Source organism: Argonema galeatum A003/A1 (assembly GCF_023333595.1).
Lineage (GTDB): Bacteria > Cyanobacteriota > Cyanobacteriia > Cyanobacteriales > Aerosakkonemataceae > Argonema > Argonema galeatum.
The window spans coordinates 24,979-43,480 of the sequence record NZ_JAIQZM010000004.1 but is presented as its reverse complement, the minus strand read 5'-3'; the positions used below and the strand labels follow the sequence as shown (position 1 = coordinate 43,480).

General features: G+C 45.9%; 19 protein-coding genes. 10 read left to right on the top strand and 9 right to left on the bottom strand.

Translation table 11 applies throughout. The features are described 5' to 3' along the window. Nucleotides 1–21 precede the first annotated feature (21 nt). Both LAY41_RS06280 and LAY41_RS06275 read left to right on the top strand, forming a co-directional pair. Nucleotides 22–954 (top strand): HipA domain-containing protein, encoded by a 933-nt coding sequence (locus LAY41_RS06280; protein WP_249095397.1) that lies wholly within the window; start codon nucleotides 22–24, stop codon nucleotides 952–954. After that, the gene (locus LAY41_RS06275) at nucleotides 954–1,736 is read left to right on the top strand and encodes a DNA-binding protein (protein WP_338022943.1); all 783 of its coding nucleotides are present in this window, start codon (nucleotides 954–956) and stop codon (nucleotides 1,734–1,736) included. The genes LAY41_RS06280 and LAY41_RS06275 overlap by 1 nt, the downstream gene beginning before the upstream one ends. 157 nt (nucleotides 1,737–1,893) lie before the next feature. Here LAY41_RS06275 and LAY41_RS06270 read toward each other — a convergent pair whose 3' ends face one another. From LAY41_RS06270 to LAY41_RS06260, 3 genes are all read right to left on the bottom strand, one after another. After that, entirely contained in the window at nucleotides 1,894–3,072 is a 1,179-nt protein-coding gene (locus LAY41_RS06270; protein ID WP_249095394.1) for a phosphoserine transaminase, read from the bottom strand. Between the two features lie 289 nt (nucleotides 3,073–3,361). Beyond that, nucleotides 3,362–3,802: a cyanase gene (cynS, locus tag LAY41_RS06265; protein ID WP_338022950.1), complete on the bottom strand. Its 441-nt coding sequence runs from the start codon at nucleotides 3,800–3,802 to the stop codon at nucleotides 3,362–3,364. A 65-nt stretch (nucleotides 3,803–3,867) separates the two neighbouring features. Next, on the bottom strand, nucleotides 3,868–4,854 hold the full coding sequence (locus LAY41_RS06260; protein WP_249095392.1) for a carbohydrate kinase family protein: 987 nt from the start codon (nucleotides 4,852–4,854) through the stop codon (nucleotides 3,868–3,870). Between the two features lie 257 nt (nucleotides 4,855–5,111). Between LAY41_RS06260 and pedR the strand changes: the two genes are divergently transcribed. From pedR to LAY41_RS06230, 7 genes are all read left to right on the top strand, one after another. Next, the gene (pedR, locus tag LAY41_RS06255; RefSeq protein WP_249095390.1) at nucleotides 5,112–5,387 is read left to right on the top strand and encodes a photosynthetic electron transport-dependent transcriptional regulator PedR; all 276 of its coding nucleotides are present in this window, start codon (nucleotides 5,112–5,114) and stop codon (nucleotides 5,385–5,387) included. A gap of 436 nt (nucleotides 5,388–5,823) precedes the next feature. Continuing rightward, nucleotides 5,824–6,195: a photosystem I reaction center subunit IV gene (locus LAY41_RS06250; RefSeq protein WP_249095388.1), complete on the top strand. Its 372-nt coding sequence runs from the start codon at nucleotides 5,824–5,826 to the stop codon at nucleotides 6,193–6,195. Between the two features lie 3 nt (nucleotides 6,196–6,198). Further along, complete coding sequence (locus tag LAY41_RS06245) at nucleotides 6,199–7,113, top strand: DNA-formamidopyrimidine glycosylase (protein WP_249095385.1); 915 nt, start codon at nucleotides 6,199–6,201, stop codon at nucleotides 7,111–7,113. A 178-nt stretch (nucleotides 7,114–7,291) separates the two neighbouring features. Next, on the top strand, nucleotides 7,292–7,507 hold the full coding sequence (ndhO, locus tag LAY41_RS06240; protein WP_249095383.1) for an NAD(P)H-quinone oxidoreductase subunit O: 216 nt from the start codon (nucleotides 7,292–7,294) through the stop codon (nucleotides 7,505–7,507). A gap of 178 nt (nucleotides 7,508–7,685) precedes the next feature. Then, a complete protein-coding gene (locus LAY41_RS32190; RefSeq protein ID WP_275973941.1) occupies nucleotides 7,686–7,817 on the top strand; it encodes a hypothetical protein in 132 nt (43 codons plus the stop codon). Between the two features lie 92 nt (nucleotides 7,818–7,909). Next, nucleotides 7,910–9,253, top strand: a complete 1,344-nt coding sequence (locus LAY41_RS06235) for a hypothetical protein (RefSeq protein WP_249095382.1) — start codon at nucleotides 7,910–7,912, stop codon at nucleotides 9,251–9,253. 518 nt (nucleotides 9,254–9,771) lie between these two features. Next, nucleotides 9,772–10,188: a DUF4278 domain-containing protein gene (locus LAY41_RS06230; protein WP_249095377.1), complete on the top strand. Its 417-nt coding sequence runs from the start codon at nucleotides 9,772–9,774 to the stop codon at nucleotides 10,186–10,188. A 244-nt stretch (nucleotides 10,189–10,432) separates the two neighbouring features. Here the strand turns inward: LAY41_RS06230 and gcvP are convergent, their stop codons facing one another. The 3 genes from gcvP to LAY41_RS06215 all read right to left on the bottom strand — a co-directional run bounded on the left by gcvP (nucleotide 10,433) and on the right by LAY41_RS06215 (nucleotide 14,139). Continuing rightward, nucleotides 10,433–13,288 (bottom strand): aminomethyl-transferring glycine dehydrogenase, encoded by a 2,856-nt coding sequence (gcvP, locus tag LAY41_RS06225; protein ID WP_249095795.1) that lies wholly within the window; start codon nucleotides 13,286–13,288, stop codon nucleotides 10,433–10,435. Between the two features lie 184 nt (nucleotides 13,289–13,472). Further along, nucleotides 13,473–13,862 carry a glycine cleavage system protein GcvH gene (gene gcvH, locus LAY41_RS06220; protein ID WP_249095374.1) on the bottom strand — a complete coding sequence of 130 codons (390 nt, stop codon included), beginning with the start codon at nucleotides 13,860–13,862 and terminating at the stop codon, nucleotides 13,473–13,475. Nucleotides 13,863–13,971: 109 nt separating this feature from the next. Continuing rightward, complete coding sequence (locus LAY41_RS06215; RefSeq protein WP_249095371.1) at nucleotides 13,972–14,139, bottom strand: hypothetical protein; 168 nt, start codon at nucleotides 14,137–14,139, stop codon at nucleotides 13,972–13,974. 256 nt (nucleotides 14,140–14,395) lie between these two features. On the opposite strand from LAY41_RS06215, the gene LAY41_RS06210 reads away from it, so the two are divergent. Continuing rightward, on the top strand, nucleotides 14,396–15,241 hold the full coding sequence (locus LAY41_RS06210; protein WP_338022949.1) for an alpha/beta hydrolase: 846 nt from the start codon (nucleotides 14,396–14,398) through the stop codon (nucleotides 15,239–15,241). Here the strand turns inward: LAY41_RS06210 and LAY41_RS06205 are convergent. The 3 genes from LAY41_RS06205 to LAY41_RS06195 form a co-directional block, all read right to left on the bottom strand. Next, nucleotides 15,177–16,226 (bottom strand): M28 family peptidase, encoded by a 1,050-nt coding sequence (locus tag LAY41_RS06205; protein WP_249095365.1) that lies wholly within the window; start codon nucleotides 16,224–16,226, stop codon nucleotides 15,177–15,179. The genes LAY41_RS06210 and LAY41_RS06205 overlap by 65 nt on opposite strands. 194 nt (nucleotides 16,227–16,420) lie before the next feature. Then, nucleotides 16,421–17,554 carry a glycine cleavage system aminomethyltransferase GcvT gene (gene gcvT / locus LAY41_RS06200; RefSeq protein ID WP_249095363.1) on the bottom strand — a complete coding sequence of 378 codons (1,134 nt, stop codon included), beginning with the start codon at nucleotides 17,552–17,554 and terminating at the stop codon, nucleotides 16,421–16,423. Nucleotides 17,555–18,084: 530 nt separating this feature from the next. Further along, nucleotides 18,085–18,441 carry a 4a-hydroxytetrahydrobiopterin dehydratase gene (locus LAY41_RS06195; RefSeq protein ID WP_249095361.1) on the bottom strand — a complete coding sequence of 119 codons (357 nt, stop codon included), beginning with the start codon at nucleotides 18,439–18,441 and terminating at the stop codon, nucleotides 18,085–18,087. Between the last annotated feature and the right edge of the window lie 61 nt (nucleotides 18,442–18,502).

Sequence of the window (18,502 nt, the reverse complement as noted above, 5' to 3'; positions counted from 1 at the left end):
TGTTTTGGATGTAAAAAAATAATGGGTTCGGTTTTTTCGGTAATTACAGTTCCATCAGATGCGCCTGAAGAGTATGAAACAATAAGCACCAAAGAAGGGTTCTGGTTTCGCGATCCCAATTTAGGTCTTTGCCTTTGTAAAGAAGCTACACCCAATACAGGAGAAGATTGGGCAGAGAAGATAGCATCAGAGTTGTGCGTTTTGCTTAAGCTACCCCATGCTGAGTATCATTTGGCGATCTTTGACGGCAAACGCGGCACTATTTCACCGTCGTTTGTACCCGAAGGCGGAACTCTTATACTGGGTAATGAAGTTCTTGCTCCCATAGTTCCAGACTATCCAAAAGACCCCAAAGATTTGTCTAGGCACACAATAGATATAGTATTCAGTGCCATTCAAGAATCCTCTGTCCAGTTACCAATTGACTGGACACCACCAGACGGCATTGGGACTGCGGTGGATGTGTTTGTTGGATACTTACTTTTGGATGCTTGGATTGGGAACAGCGATAGACACCATCAGAACTGGGCATTGATAAAATACAAAGAGCCATCGGCAAAGGAGCAAACGACTTATCTAGCGCCAACATACGACCACGGTTCCTGTCTTGGCAGGGAATTGCCTGATGAAAAACGTCACGAAAGGCTTACAACCAAAGACGCTGGCTACTCTGTCGAAGTATATGTGAAGCAAAGATGTTTGTCCTATTTTTATGCTAAAGTTGGGGATAAGAAACGACTCAAGACTTTCGAGGTGTTTCGTGAAGTGGCGGGTCGCTATCCTGATGCCGCCTCAGTATGGCTGGACTATCTAGAAAAAGTATCACTTAGTGATACATTAGACTTGTTTAGCTGTATTCCAAGCGATCGCATCTCAGAAACAGCAATTAAATTTGCCCAAAAAATCCTTGAGTTAAATCAACGCAGGTTACTCGATCTGCATATTATACAGTGATGATGAAAACGCTTTTTTTGGCTTGGCAAGACGCAAACAGTGGAGATTGGTTTCCCATCGGCAAATTAACATTTGATGGAAAAATGTACGAGTTTGCTTATACAAAAGGTATCCTTGAAGCCATAGAAAAGTGTGGATTTGAACCACTATACTCATTGCCAGATCTGAATAAAGTATACAGATCTGTTGAACTTTTTCCTTTATTTTCCAATCGAGTGCTGTCGCGATCGAGACCAAACTACAAAAATTTTGTGGAATTGTTGAATCTACCTCAGCACGAAGACGATCCCATTACGTTGCTAGCTCGTAGTGGTGGGCAAAAAGCAACAGATAAGTTTGAGGTATTTCCCTGTCCAGAACGGGATGAAAATGGATTGTACCACATCCACTTTTTTGTACGTGGATTGCGACATTTACCACCAGGATCTCTCGATAGAATTAACCACCTTCGGAAGAATGAACCATTGCTTCTGGTTCACGATTTTCAAAATCGTTCCGATCGCAAAGCATTGATGTTACGGACAAACGAAACTTTTCTAGGCGATTTATACCCTGTAGGTTATTGCCCTCGCTATTTGGTAGATGATGCTTTCAATTTTATCGGCCAAAATCCAGAACTTGTACATATCCATGTAGAGCGCGTTAACCCAGCACCAACGCCGCTACAGTTCCGTTTGTTGTGCAATATGACTGCGCCTTGGCCTGATGATTTTCACCCGTTCTCTAGTCCAATGTATCAGCTAATCCGTGCTGATATTGCAACTGCAAGTATGGCTAATTAAATCTAAGCAAAGAGTGGACAATTGCTGATGGTTCATAGTACATGGAAATAGGGATAAGCAATGAACCATGAACTTTTACATCATGCAGGTAGCTAGTAGGTAAGTTGTTGCGCTTTAGCGCTAAAGCGCAACAACTTACCTATTAGCAATTATCGGCTTAACCTACAGGTACAGCTTCCGCTTTCACAGTCGCATAAGCCCAATCTAACCAAGGAAGTAAAGCTTCGATATCTGCGGTTTCTACCGTTGCGCCTCCCCAAATTCGCAATCCAGGTGGCGCAGCGCGATAGGGGGCGATATCATAAGCTACTTGCTGCTTTTCTAGCAGTTTCGCCAACTTGTTCGCGAATTTGGCTTGGTCTTCCGCACTCAGGTTAGTAAACCAAGCATCGATAATTTTCAAGCAAATGGAAGTACAAGAGCGAATTTCGGGTTTTTCGGCTAGAAAATCAGCCCAGTTGCTCTTTTCAACCCATTTAGCGATCGCACTCAAATTAGCTTCGCTACGGCCAATTAAACCAGGAAGACCGCCAACACTTTCTGACCATTTGAGTCCATCCAGCGCGTCTTCCACGCACAACATAGAGGGTGTATTGATCGTATCGCCCTTAAAAATACCCTCGATTAACTTCCCTTTTTGGGCTAGATGAAAGATTTTGGGTATGGGCCAAGTCGGTTCATAGCTTTGCAGTCGTTCCACTGCGCGAGGAGAGAGAACAATTATACCATGTTGTGCTTCTCCACCCAACACTTTTTGCCAAGAATAGGTCACGACATCCAATTTGTGCCAAGGGATATCCATCGCAAAAGCAGCCGATGTCGCATCGCAAATAGTCAATCCTTGGCGATCGTCCGCGATCCAATCCCCATTCGGAACTCTAACGCCGGATGTAGTGCCATTCCACAAAAACACGACATCGTGGCTAAAATCAACTTGGCTTAAATCCGGTAAACTGCCGTAGGGCGCTTTCAGCAGGCGTAAATCGGCTATTTTCAACTCTTCTACGACATCTTTCACCCATTCCTGACCAAAACTTTCCCATGCCAGGATATCGAGGGGTCTTTGTCCCAGTAGCGACCACAATGCCATCTCTACTGCGCCAGTATCGGAAGCCGGAACGATACCTAGACGATAATCACTGGGAACGCCTAAAATTTTCTTGGAGCGATCGATCACTTCTGCCAGTTTGGCTTTGCCATCTTCAGAACGATGGGAACGACCAACACAGGCATTTTGAAGCTGAGAAACAGACCAGCCCGGACGTTTGGCACAAGGCCCAGAGGAGAAATGGGGAACGCGAGGCTTGGTTGTTGGAGGTGTAAGAGATTCTGACATTTCTCAATTTAGTTCAATAGTTACAGGCGTTATAGACAAATATCTCACTTGTCCAGTACAAGCTTCGTGTAAAAAGTTACCCTTATGGATGTACTTCTACGCCCTGTATTTCCTTAGCAAAAGCGGCAAGGAAATGCAATTGTTCTCATGTTAGCACTACCATTGTCGTTTGCATTAATCAGTAGACTTCTTGCCCAAGTGTCAGGATTGAATTTTTACCACAGATGAAACACAGATGATTTTGGATGGTTTGAGCGATTTTCGCAAAATATATTTGGTAGAGTTAATTCTACCATTTTTTGTAAGATAAAAACTTCCCATTCATAATTACTTTCACTCTGTCGCCTTTCGGATCTTCTTCTTTCTCCACATCTAAAGTGAAGTCGATCGCACTCATAATTCCATCGCCAAACTTCTCGTGAATGACTTCTTTGAGAGGCATTCCATAAACTTGCATAATTTCATAAAAACGATAAATCAAAGGATCGGTGGGAACGATCGGCCCCAATCCTTTCACAGGATATTCCGTCAGTTCTTTAGCATAAATCGCGCCTAGTCCTAAAGCTTCAACTAATTTATTTGCTTCTTCTAGTGAAGCACTTGCCTGACGATAAATTACTGCGGCAATCCATACTTCATCTCGTCCCAAAAGCTTTTCCAAATCGGCAAAGCTGACTTTCCTTTCTTTCTTGGCATTTAAAAGTTGTTTGGTTATTTCTGGAATCATCATCAAAAACTCCATAAGCAGGGTGAGCATTGCCCACCCTATATCTTTGCGTGTTAATGTTTTTGTGCTTAAAAAGACAAATTTTGATGCGATCGCAAAAAATATTCCACTTGGGCTGCCGTGGGTTGAGCTGCGATCGCACCCGGTTTCATTGCCGTCATAGCACCCACAGCACTGGCATAGGTGACAATGCGTTTAGCGGTATCGCGATCGCTAAGCGCTCTGATACCATACTGGCAAACTTGGTGAACGAACCCAGCCACAAAACTATCGCCAGCACCAGTAGTATCTACAATATCCACTGGGAAAGCAGGCAACTTACCTTCGCTTTCTGACAAATAGTAAGCACAGCCATGTTCGCCAGCGGTTACTAAAACCCCTTCGCAGTCATTAAGTTTGTGAGCGATCGCACAGGGGTCGGTTGTATCAAACAGCCATTCGGCTTCTTCGGAAGAAAGCTTAATGAAATCAACCCGCTTCATCAAGTCGTGGATGACGTGACTGGCGAGTTCTGGGTAAGGCCAAAATACGGAACGCCAATTGACATCTACCAGAATTTTGAGATAATACTCATCTGCCAGATGGAGCGCTCGTGCGATCGCTTCCCGACTTTGGGGATAAGCCAGTTCCAGAGTTCCCAAAACCAAAAAATCTGCCTCTGAAAATAACCTTACAGGCAGATTAGAGGCTTGTAGGCGGGTATCGGCAAATTCTGTGGTGTCGCGCTCTCCAAAACCGGCAAAACTGCGATCGCCCTCCAGCGATCGCAAAACATAAACTTGCCTAGTTGGCGCACTTGGATGACGCTGAATCCCGGTTACATCCACACCAACCGTGTCTAGCACCTCCACCAAGGCGTTTCCCGGTTCATCCTCACCGACACACCCAATAAATCCAGCTGATGTACCCAACTTCACCAAAGCGGAGGCAACATTCGCCGGGGCCCCCCCAGGATAGGGAGTCCAAGATTCAACCTGTTCGAGAGGGCGTCCCGATCGATCCGCCAAACAGTCGAACAAAACTTCACCAAAGCAGATAACACGGGTATGACTCACAGTTGCATTCCTTGAAATGCTCTATAGCAATAACTAAAGAAAGAGCTTACTGCGATCGACACAAAAGTTAACATCTTCTCCCGTTATACCGCGCCAGCGGTCAAGAGTTAGCACGGGGGAAGATTCCTTGTCCCATCGATCTCCGACTGATTGCGATCGCACCCGATCCAGATGCCAAACCTTTGGAATTATAGCCTTTCAGACTTAGCATTAGGTAAAATTACAATAGGTAGATTTACAGGGTATAGGAATCCATTATGGCTGGTCGCATATCTGGGGCTCCGGCGTCCCTCTCAGATAGAGAAGTGCAAATTATCGAGTTGGTAGCTGCTGGCTTAACCAACGAGAAGATTGCCGATAAGCTGGAAATTAGCAAGCGAACCGTTGACAACCACATTAGCAACATATTGACCAAAACAGCGACCGACAACCGGGTAGCACTGGTGCGTTGGGCTTTGCAGTGGGGCAAAGTTTGTATTGATGAGGTCAACTGCTGCACGCTGCCAACATACAGGGATGAAATAGTTGCCTAAAAAGTCGCTCTTCCTTACTTACTATGCTATTTGAGCAGGGGCGCTTGTGCAGAGGGGCGCTTGTGCAGAGGGGCAGAGGGGCGCTTGTGCAGAGGAGCAGAGGGGCAGAGGGGCAGAGGGGCGCTTGTGCAGAGGAATGATAGATAATCTTCTGGCGGGAAGGGGTGCCGGTCATAAGTTGTTGTTTGTCCCCCTTGTCCCCCTTGTCCCCAACTGTTTTTGACCACACCTCCCTTCTTCCCCTTCTTCCCCTTCTTCCCCTTCTTCCCCTAGCCCCTAGCCCCTAGCCCCTAGCCCCGGCCCATTTCGTCCGGATGCTAAGGATAGAATAGCAACAAAACTTAAAGACTAAAGCTAACAGTGCGTCACTATCCGGTAGTACTCTGAAAAACAACTACTCAATCGGTAGAAAATCATCTCGAAAGGGAAAGCAATCATGGTTCAACGTGGTTCAAAGGTCAGAATTCTCCGCAAAGAGTCCTACTGGTTCCAAGATCTAGGAACAGTTGCCTCTATCGATCAAAGCGGCATCAAATATTCAGTTATCGTTCGCTTTGATAAAGTCAACTACGCTGGCGTCAACACCAATAACTTTAGCCCGGATGAACTGGTAGAAGTTGAAGGCGCGAAAGCAGGAGCCAAAAAAGGCACGACACCTTCCGGTGGCTACCAAACACCAGTCGAAGCGGGTATCCGCAAGACAGGCGCTGCCAGCAAAACTACCACCAAGGCTACTGCCGAGCCAGAGTCTGGAAGTAGCGATCCCCTTGTCGAAGGCGGCCCCAATCAGGGAACTGAAAAGCGTTAACTTGTGCCAGAACTGCCTGAGGTTGAAACAGTTAGACGGGGCCTCGATCGCGTGACCCTCGATCGGCAAATAGAGGGTGGGGATGTGTTGCTACCGCGCACTGTTGCCCACCCTGTTTCTGTTGCCGATTTTCTAACTCGGCTGCAAGGTGTCAAAATTGCCCAGTGGCATCGGCGCGGCAAATACCTGCTGGCAGAACTCGTAAAAGCAGAGTGGGGGAGTGGGGGAGTGGGGGAGTGGGGGAAAGAACTTCCCAGTCCCCAGTCCCCAGTCCCCAGTCCAAGGCTGGCTGGCTGGCTGGGAGTTCACCTGCGGATGACAGGTCAGCTGCTGTGGCTGCATCGGGATGAGCCATTACAGAAACACACGCGGGTGCGACTGTTTTTTGAAGAAAGCCGCGAGTTGCGCTTTGTTGACCAACGGACTTTCGGTCAAATGTGGTGGGTAGCGCCGACAGATAAACCTGAAAACGTGATTTCGGGACTAAAAAAATTGGGGCCTGACCCTTTTTCACCTAAGTTTTCCGTCGAGTACTTGGCTGGACAATTGCAAAACAGCCGCCGCGCCATCAAAACGGCACTCTTGGATCAGGAGTTGGTAGCTGGACTGGGCAATATTTATGCAGATGAAGTTCTTTTTGTAAGCAAAGTACGACCGACGACGCTGTGTTCGGCTTTGAGCAGAGAGCAAATCGAGGGCTTGCACAGTGCCATTATTCAGGTGTTGCAAGCGGCAATTGAGGCCGGAGGAACGACTTTTAGCAATTTTCTGAATGTCCAGGGCGTTAACGGTAACTATGGCGGTGTCGCTTGGGTTTATCAACGCGCCGGATCACCTTGTCGCGTCTGCGGGACGGCTGTTGGACGATTTAAGTTGGCGGGCCGATCGTCTCATTTTTGCCCCCAGTGTCAGAGGTAGCTAGGGGCTAGGGGCTAGGGACTAGGGAAGAGGGAAGAGGGAAGAGGGAAGAGGGAAGAGGGAAGAGGGGGGAGGGAAGAGGGAAGAGGGGTCAGGTGCGATCGCAATGTTGTAACAACTTCTACGAGTAGCTGATAATTGTGAATAAAGAAGTGAAAAAATTCTCAAAGGGCAGGCTATGGCAATAAAAAAAGGCGATCTAGTTCACGCTGTTCGGGAAAAGTTGGACAATAGTCTAGAAGCTAAAGCCAGCGATCCGCGCTGGCCACCCTATCTGTTTGATAGTAAAGGCGAAGTTGTAGACTTGCGGGGTGAGTATGCCCTGGTGAAGTTTGGTAAAGTTCCAACTCCGAATATGTGGCTGCGCGTCGATCAGTTAGAAGCAGCAAAATGACAGACTTTAACCGCATCTGGCTATATTTCTTTTGAGCGATGTTAACATCGCTCTTTTTTTAACTTACAGGACTTACGCAACTGGCATATATGGTAGGGTGTCCCGGAACCTGAAACCCTCGATAATAATCGTAGAACGAAAGTCTGACGCACCCTACAAGTCGATTTGAGTGTGACAGTTGGCGAAAGTCCTAACTGAGTTAATGAAGCCGACGGGAATTACAACTTTTGCAGTCAAAATCCTTCTGGAGAAGGATTGCAAACGAGTCTATGTTTTTGGTTCAGTTAAAAAAGGCGATCGCGTCAAGTGAGTGAGGTACAGAGAAACCGGGTTTCGCAGAAGTTACCCGGTTTCTCTATACCTCATGCAAGTGAAAACCGCTATAAAGAATCAGGGAGCGTTATGGATGTTTTACCAGATGATCGGCAAACTGAACTACCTGTTGAGTTAAATACACAAGCTCGCCGTCTTGTTTATGACTCCCAGAAAACTATTTACACTTTGCTGTTAGATCTTGTAAGGATAAAAGACCCAACCTTTGTTTTGTCTTTATTTAAAGACCTATTTATTAATTTGGTTGAAAATGTAAACTCTGCACCTTCACAGGCGATTCATGAAATTGTTTTGGCCAATAATGAGTCAGAATTTAAAAATACGCTCAAGCGTTGTTGTTATATTTTAGTTAACAACTGGGATGCGGCCAGAGAGCATCAAGCGATTCGTGAATTAATTGCCATATTTTCAGATCCGTTAATTAGTAAAAAACCCAGTTTTTGGAAAGATAATCGCATTAAAAAATGGCTAATAAATTTTATAAATAGTAAAGACTACCAAGACCTAAAAATGTTTGCCTTGAAACATGAAGACCGGGAAAAAGGTCACTGGAGTTACCGTTATACTTCTTATTTGTTAGTTCCTCAATACATCGATCGCACCAACCCAATTGAACAACGCAAAGCCGCTAGAACGCTATCCAAACAACTGAAAGATAAGTTTAAATTCGACCTAGCTATGTACACATCTCGTGCCGCGTCTGCTGGAACAAGAGACAAGAGGCTAAAGAATCCAACTGGTTTGGGAGATGAAGTACTTAATCTGATTAAAATAATTGTAGCGAGACGAGGGCAGTTCAATTATGTAAACTTAGCTAATATTTTTGTTCACCAAACTCAACATCTTACCTACAAAGATTTCAAGCGTAGCCTTCAGAAATATCTAATTTTTAGTTTGGCTAATAAACAGTTGGCAACAACTCTCAATGTCAAGCTAAGTGAAAAGTTAAACGATCTTTATGAGAGTTATGACGCAGAACCAATAAACAAGCTACTTTTACTAAAAACTTGCGAACGAGTCATTGAGTTTTTAACAACCGAAAATTGTCAGTCACCTTCGGAACTGTTTCTTTTATTAATTTTTCAAAAAACTCCACTGACTTTAGTAATTTTACTTCTGAAGCTCGTTTTGATATGCAAGCCGTCTCGCCTACGTCTAGAAGGGGGTATCGCCGATTTGATTCGATACTATGAAAAATTTTCCGAGTCAGACTGTCAGTTGGTGATTAACTTTGTGGAAGTTTTTAATGTGGCGTTTACTATTTATGCTGAAGACGTGGAATATAATTTAATTAAGATAAATAATGATAATTCAGATGAGCGTTCGATTGCTGAGTGGGAGGATTATCGGGTTTTCTCCCAACTAAAGGGGAATGCCAAACCTGGTGCTTCCCCTTTAGATGAAAAAAAGTAATTATAATTGATGATATCACTTGCGTTCGCTGCTTAAAAAATGTATAATTGACATCACCAAGAGTTGCGATAATTTTATTTTAGGCGAGCGCACCAAATTTACTAACTTTTGACTCGAAGGAATATAGCTTACCTCATATCTTGCACCTACTTGCTCACCAGAAAAACGAATCAGGAAGCGAGATTATTCTTACCTCCCCCCATTGCGGGGGGATTGAGGGGAGTTCCCATCGCATTTGGGGACGTGACTGCACAGCTGTCGCCTCACAACTCCCCTTGAGCCATCCCACACATCTGTCTAAGGATAGATGTACTTTCTCAATGTATTTTAACTTTTTGCTAAATATCTAAAAACGGTAGCATAAGATACAGAAATTTACAAAAAGTTGCTATTTTTGTGTCGGGGATCACACCAAAGTGAGCGTTCAGAGCGCTACTGTAAATAAACAGTGATGCCTTCGGGATCGCTTTACTTAACTTTTAACCCCGATTTAGATAACTCCATAGGAGGCCAAATTTATGCAATTCAGTTATCGCGGTGCTACCTACGAAAACGATATACCTACCGGCGAATTTACTGAAGGCGAGATTGGCGGTAAATACCGGGGTCAAGATTGGAGATATAGCTATCCTAGACATATTCCGGTGCCGCAACCAACGCCTCACTTAAGATATCGCGGTGTTAACTACTGCGCCAATCCTCGTGCAACCGCAGAAGCTTGTTTTACTGCACCAGCAGCAGAAGAGAGTCCTGTTAGAGTTATGTCAACCTCTGGCAGCTGTCGCAAAATTTTGGATGAAGTGGAAGAAACTCACTTAGCTAATATCCGTCGCCGTCTGGAGTACCGCCTGCAAGTTGCTAGAGATAGAGGCGATCGCGATTTGCTTCGGATGTTGGAAAGAGAATCAAAGCAGCTAGTTAGACAATACTGCTAGTATTCTTGGCAGATGAAATAGCATTGCCCATAAAAGTTATAGGGTCTGGGGGATAAAAGCGATCGCCAAATGCGATCGCTTCTTTTTTGTTAAAAGACCTCTTGCAAAAGTTCAAGGGAACCCCACCCCCTAGCCCCCTCCCCGCAACGGAGAGGGGGAAAATCTTAGCCCCCTCCCCGCAACGGAGAGGGGGAAAATCTTAGCCCCCTCCCCGTAGACGGGGAGGGGGTTTGGGGGTGGGGTCTTACGAATACGCCTCCATCGGTAAACAAGAACAGACAAAATTGCGATCGCCAAACGCATTGTCAACGCGCCCCACCGCAGGCCAGAATTTATGTTCGCGAGTCCAAGGCGCGGGATAAGCAGCTTGTTCGCGAGAATAGGGATGATTCCATTCCGAAGTAATCAGACTTTCTGCCGTGTGGGGTGCATTTTTCAGCAGATTATCGTGAGTATCTGCCTTACCTTGTTCGATTTCCGCAATTTCCTGGCGAATTGCAATCATCGCATCGCAAAAACGGTCTAATTCTTCCTTAGATTCGCTTTCCGTCGGTTCCACCATCACCGTACCCCCCACAGGCCAAGATACCGTAGGGGCATGAAAACCGTAATCCATCAGACGCTTAGCAACATCCTCCACTTCAATAGAGGCAGATTTTTTGAGCGATCGCAAATCCAAAATACACTCATGCGCCACAAAACCAGCCTTTCCTTGATAAAGAACTGGATAATAAGACTCTAAGCGACGCGCAATATAGTTAGCATTCAGAATTGCCACCTTAGTTGCTTGGGTCAAACCCGCGCCACCCATCATCGCAATGTACATCCAAGAAATCACCAGGATACTCGCACTACCCCAAGGCGCAGCGGAAACAGCACCAATCGATTTCGGATTTTCATCTCCCATTTGGACAACAGAATGACCCGGTAAAAACGGCACCAAATGCTGTGCCACCCCGATCGGCCCCATTCCAGGCCCACCGCCACCGTGAGGAATGCAGAAAGTTTTGTGCAAATTCAAGTGACAGACATCCGCGCCAATATCACCAGGACTGCACAATCCCACTTGGGCGTTCATATTCGCCCCATCCATATAAACTTGTCCGCCGTTCGCGTGAACAATAGCGCAGATGTCCTTAATTTCTTCCTCAAAAACGCCGTGAGTAGATGGATAAGTCACCATCAAAGCAGCAAGTTCATTGCTATGTTTTTCAGCCTTATTTTTGAGGTCATTTAAGTCAATATTTCCCTGCGTGTCACAAACAACAGGAACTACCTTGAAACCGCACATGACCGCACTAGCAGGATTAGTTCCGTGGGCAGATTCAGGAATCAAACAAATGTTGCGATGACTTTCACCCCGACTTTCGTGATACTGACGGATTACCAACAGTCCCGCGTATTCGCCTTGAGATCCTGCATTTGGTTGTAGAGAAACTCCTGCAAATCCGGTAATTTCAGCCAACCATTCTTCCAACTGCTGGAACAAAACTTGATAACCCCGCGTTTGCGATTGAGGTGCAAACGGATGAATCTTGCCAAATTCCGGCCAAGTTACAGGTATCATCTCTGCCGTTGCATTCAACTTCATCGTACATGAACCCAACGGAATCATTGATGTAGTCAACGACAAATCTTTACTTTCCAAACGATGCAGATAGCGCAAAAGTTCGGTTTCGGAATGATAGCAGTTAAAGACTGGATGGGTGAGATAGCTACTTTGGCGAACAAATGTTTCTCTTAAGGATGAATCGGCGACGATTTCATCTACAGTAAAGGTAACATCTCCACCTGCAAAAATCTCCCAGATATCTAACAAATCTTTAACTGTGGTGGTTTCATCTAGGGAAATGCCTACTGTAGTTGTATCCAATTTCCGCAGATTAATACGATGACTTTGGGCAGTTTCGATAATTTCGTCTAGACTGCGCGTTCCCAGTTCCACTCGCAAAGTATCAAAGTAATGTTCAGAACCGATACTATACCCTAAACGCTGCAATCCTGCTGCCAGAGTTACTGTCAGTTTGTGGATATTTTCGGCAATTTTCTTAAGTCCTTTTGGCCCGTGATAAACTGCGTACATAGAAGCAATTACAGCCAGCAAAACTTGTGCAGTGCAGATATTGCTAGTGGCTTTTTCGCGGCGGATATGCTGTTCGCGAGTTTGAAGTGCTAAACGCAATGCTGTTTTGCCGTTTGCATCTTTGGATACGCCCACAATTCGCCCTGGAACTTGTCGCTTATACTCTTCTTTGGTGGCGAAATAAGCTGCGTGAGGCCCCCCATATCCCAAGGGAACTCCAAGGCGCTGGGTGCTTCCTACCGCAATATCCGCTCCAAATTCGCCGGGGGGTGTAAGCAGAGTCAGGCTCAAAATGTCTGCTGCTACTGTGACTAAGGCACCGGCGGCATGAGCTTTTTCGATAAAATTTCGGTAATCGTAAATTGTGCCATCGCTGGCAGGATATTGCAAGATTGCCCCGAAAATTGGTCTATCGAACTCAAACGTCTGATTATCCCCAACAACGATCTCAATGTCTAGGGGTTTAGCACGGGTTTGCAATACTTCAATGGTTTGGGGATGACAGTCTTTGGAGACAAAAAAGGCTTTTGCCTTATTTTTGCACAGACCGTAACTCATGGTCATGGCTTCTGCGGCTGCTGTTGCTTCATCTAATAAGGAAGCATTGGCAATTTCTAAACCTGTTAGATCTATAACCATTGTCTGGAAGTTAAGCAGCGCTTCCAGACGTCCTTGGGCAATTTCTGCTTGATAAGGCGTGTAGGCGGTGTACCAGCCTGGGTTTTCCAGGATATTGCGACCAATAACAGGTGGGGTGATGCAGTCGTGATAGCCCATGCCAATGAGCGATCGAAACACCTCATTTTTAGACGCAATCTGTTTTAATTGAGCAAGAGCTGCGTACTCACTCTGGGATGAAGGCAGTTGTAGGGAATTCTTCAGCCGAATTGCTTGCGGTACTGTTCGCTCAATCAGGGCGTCAAGGGTCGGAATGCCCAGTATTTCCAGCATTTGCTGGATTTTCTCCGGCGTCGGGCCTATATGCCGCCAAAGGAAGGAATTTGAATCTAGTTCAATTTCTCCTAGTTGCTGCTGACTGCTAGACTGCTTATGAGTGGTGTAATTGACCACAGTATCCTCTCCAGAATTGACTCCTTATTACTTTGTAACAAGAATTCCGAAGTCAGTCGAATCAGCAGGACTCCGGGGGATTTTAGATTTTAGATCGGCAATTCAATCTAAAATCTAAAATCTAAAATCGCTACTCGCCCTCCACCTCGGCGCGATACTCATCAGCGGACATAGCATCATCGAGTTCACCAGGGTCGTCGATGCGAACCTTGATTAACCAGCCTTCGCCGTAGGGGTCTTCCGCCACTATATCCGGTGACTCTACCATAGACTCGTTGCGTTCTACAACCGTGCCAGTGACCGCAGAGTTAAGGTCTTCAACGGCTTTAACGGACTCAACGGTTCCGAAGGCTTCTCCCTTTGTCAGCTTTTCGCCGATATCTGGCAATTCGAGAAACACAATATCGCCTAGTTGGTCGATCGCAAAGGCACTAATGCCGATCGTAGCAATCTCGCCATCGAGTCGCACGTACTCGTGGCTGTCAAGGTATTTGAGGTCATCGGGATATTCTAAGGACATTACACTTCCTCACTCTTTCAAGTAAAAGATTATAGTTTAGGTAGCTTTGCAAGCAGATGGCGCGATCGCACGCAGGCGGAAAGTGGCAGATGCTGGTTATTAATAAAGATTATCGGGCAGCCTGACGCCTAAAGGCGCGGCTAAACGAACAAAGACCGCCTACACGGTCTAAAATTAAAATACCAAAGTTTCTTGACGCTGCGTAGGCAGGCGAGAGTACGCGCAACGCCGCAACTTCAGTCGTCAGGCATAAAGATTTACTATTGTAAAACTTCATTGACTTTATAGCCATTAATAGTATAATCTACCTGCTTTGCAATCATGCCACATTTTTATCGAGAGACTATCTAATTCGGTTATTTTTCCCTGTTATATTCTTGTTTTAAGCTGTTCCGCATCTAAATTGTATTTTTTGGGCAGGCGGGACGCCTTGCCCCTTGCCCCCTCCCCACAAGAATTTCATCAAATTTGGCTATAAAATTTAAATGCGCCTCAGCTTAATTAGAAATCAGCCTCAAATTAATTTAATTCAGATGGACAAAAAAACTCTCAGACGCCTGCTAATAGGCGATTTTTCACTTAAACGACTGATTCGTTCTGTCATATTTATTTACGCTTCTTTGTGCATATACGGCTACTTTTTTACGGACTGGATGATCTTTAAGCCTCAACCCTCCACTTATCAAGACACCAAGGATATTCTCAAGCTGACTGCTGCTGATGGTGTGCAGATATCAGGTATTTACTTGCCCAATTCTAAAGCAACTTACACTATCCTGTACAGTCACGGCAATGCTGAAGACTTGGGAGATATGTTACCGATGCTGCGCGAATTGCACGACTTGGGGTTTGGGGTATTTGCCTACGATTATCGGGGTTACGGTACGAGTGGGGGAACGCCTTCAGAAAGCAATGCCTATCGGGATATCGACACCGCTTACAATTATTTGACAACTAAGCTGAATGTTCCTACCCAGAAAATTATAATATATGGGCGATCGGTTGGTGGCGGCCCATCGGTGGATTTGGCTTCCCGCAAACCAGTGGCGGGTTTGATTGTGGAAAGCGCGTTTACCAAGGCGTTTCTTGTGGTGACGCGCATCCCTATTGTACCTTTCGACAAGTTCGCTAATATCGATAAAATTAAAAGGGTACGCTCTCCGGTTTTAGTTATTCACGGAACAAGCGATTCGGTGATTCCTTTCTCCCACGGACAACAACTTTTTGCTGCTGCGAATGGACCGAAGCGCTTTTTGTGGGTGGAGGGTGCAGATCATAATCAGGATCTTAACGAGGTGGCGAGCGATCGCTATACTAAAAGTCTACGCGAGTTTGTTCAACTGGTTCGTCAATCTCAATCCCCGCCAAGTCGCCAATAACGCTTTCTAACCCAGCTACTACCCGCGCCAAGCGATCGAAATTAATTTTATCGATGGTATCCTGTGCGGTGTGATAGTAGGGATAGCGATAGGGAGCGGTATCTGTTACCATGATTCCCGGATAGCCTTCTTGCCAGAAAGACCATTGATCTGACCAGCCGACACCAGGAATTTGCGCTGGTAGTGCTGCGCCTTCCGAGGGGAATTGGACATGGCGGCGGAAGGATGCGATCGCTTCTCTTACCAAGTCTCCAGATTTGATATTACCAATAAATCCAATAAAGTTGCCACTTGAAGGATAAACAAGATTAAGTGGAAATGGATATTTCTGAGTTCCCGGTTCATCAGAATAGTAACCCATTGTTTCTAAACTGAGCATAGCCACGATTTTCTCACCGGCTTTGTGGCTGCGTTTCGCATAAACTACGCTTCCCATATCGGCAGTTTGGAAAAACGGCGGTTCCTCATTCACAAATTCAACAAAACGCAGAGTGCGTGCTGGTTTTTTCCCAGCCAAAGCACGAGCCAATTCCAACACAGCAGCCGCACCAGTAGCGTTATCATTCGCACCGGGACTGTCGATTACAGAATCATAGTGACCGCCAATCACTACAATCTCATCTTTTCTGTTCGATCCTGGTATTTCGACTTCTATATTATCATAGTTATACTTACCAAGTTTATATGTTTGTCGCTTTACTTTATAACCAGCACTTGCCAGAGAGGATTCTAAATAATTAGCTGCTACTACTAGGTTTTTGTAGTTGGAAAAGTTATGTTCTCCCAACTTGCCCGAAAGTATCTCCACATCCTGATGCAGTGCTTTTTCTAGACTGATTTGCTGCTGATTCAGGGGTGGTAATTGTCTGCGATAGCTGCTGAATGGCATCCTTATCGTTGTAAACCAACCCCAACCAAGGATGACGCCAAGGATGATGCTGAAAATCCCTAACCTGGTCAACGCGGCTCGACTCAATAACTTCATTTTAAACATTGTTTTGTAATTAGTTTATTATGTTGTTACGCAGCCAAGCTAGTTTTTATTTATTGTGTTATAGCAACCGCCTTGGCGGTTAGGACATTCTGAATTCCTGAAACGTTGGCGGATTATAAACCCTTCTGACCCTAGTCCCTAGCCCCTAGCCCCTAACCCCTAGTCCCTAGCTATACCAGGTTAAACTAAGAAGCTCGATAAGAAGCGCGATAAAAAGGTTTTTTGACCACAACAGCGGGATAAGCCTTAGCGCGAATTTCGACTTCTAGTTGCTGACCCAGTTTAGATAGCTGAGTGGGGACATAGGCAAGTGCGATCGCTTTTTCCATTGTCGGCGACCAACTGCCACTTGTCACCTCTCCCACCTTTTCCCCATTGTGCAACACCGGGTAGCCGTGACGCGCAATATTGCGTCCTTGCATTTCCAGACCTACTAACCGACGCTGCACCCCAGCAGCTTTCTGTTCCTCCAAAACAGAACGACCGATAAAGTCGCCTTTAGTATCGAGGTGAACAAGCCAACCTAAACCAGCTTCCAGAGGTGTGGTACGATCGTCAATATCCTGTCCGTAAAGTGCCATTGCCGCTTCCAGGCGCAACGTATCTCTGGCACCCAAACCGCAGGGAACCACACCCGCCGCAATCAGACTGCGCCACAATTGCATCCCCACCGCTGGGTCAACCATCACCTCAAACCCATCTTCGCCAGTGTAACCAGTCCGAGCAATAAAAGCCGGTTTATCTAATACCGTGGCTTCCAAATGACCGAAAGCTTTAATCGGCGTAAGATCTTCCTTGACAAATTGCTGAAGATGTGCGGCAGCTTGCGGCCCTTGAACCGCAATCAAAACTTGGTCTTTGGAGAGATCCTGTAAAGTAACATTAGCTGATTCCAAGTTTGCCAACAACCAAGCTTTATCTCTTGCTCTGGTGGAAGCATTTACAATCATCACTCCCCACTGCTCCCCAGAGTCATCCTGTCCTTGGTAATAAAAAATTATATCATCCAAAATCCCGGCGTCGGTGTTCAGCAGCACACTATACTGAGCTTGACCTGGTTGCAAGCGACTTAAATCCGACGGCACCAAGTATTGAAGTTTGGAAATTAACTCTTGACCCCGCAAGGTAAATTTGCCCATATGGGAGATATCGAACATCCCCGCATTGGTTCGGATTGCCTGATGTTCTTGCCCAATACCAGTGTACTGCACAGCCATTTCCCATCCGGCAAAAGGAGTTAGTCGCGCTTTCAATTCTACCGCTAGTTCAAATAGGGGAGTGCGTAACAGGGGTAAAGGTGTTTCGGTTTGATTGCTCATCGTTTTTGGGGAACTCATTAAGGGTGAGATTGTATTGAGATTATCTTGATGAATTTATTAATAGACTTTTTGGAAAAATGTTTAGAACCCCACCCTAACCCTCCCCGTCCACGGGGAGGGGACAAGAAATTTCTCCCCTCCTGTGGAGGGGAAGAGGACAAGAAATTTCTCCCCTCCACAGGACGGGAAGGGAACAAAAAATTTCTCCCCTCCTGTGGAGGGGAAGAGGATAAGAAATTTCTCCCCTTTTTGTGGACGGGAAGGGAACAAAAAATTTCTCCCCTCTTTGTGGATGGGAGGGGACAAAAAATTTTTCCCCTCTTTGTGGACGGGGAGGGGACAAGAAATTTCTCCCCGTCCAAATGAAGGGAAGGGGACAAGAGATTTCCCCCCTCCCCGTCCACAGAGATTTCCCCCCTCCCCGTCCACAGAGATTTCCCCCCTCCCCGTCCACAGAGATTTCCCCCCTTCCCCGTGGACGGGGAGGGGGTTAGGGGGAGGGGTTTCCAAGACTTTTGCAACAGGTCTAATCACTTCTTTTCAGCAACCTGACTAGCAATTTCATCGGTTTTCGCCGCCATGATGAAGTCGTTCTTGTGCAGTCCGCCGATCGAATGAGTCCACCAGCTTACTGTTACTTTACCCCATTCGGTGAGCAAAGCTGGGTGATGGCCTGCTTTTTCCGCTATGTCGCCAACTTTATTGGTAAAGTCTAGGGCTTTCAGAAAATCGGGAAACTTGTAGATACGTTTCAGCCGAGATTCGCCCTCTTCTTCCACAATATTCCAGTCGGGAATCTGCGGCGAAAGTTTTACAATTTCTGCTGCTAAGACGCGGGGCGAATCGGCTGTGCAGGCGGTGCATTCTTGTTGTGCTAGTTGTGCCATAGTTGTCCGTCCTCACTTAGATTAATAATTTTAGATTTGGGATTAGGGATTAGGGTTTTTG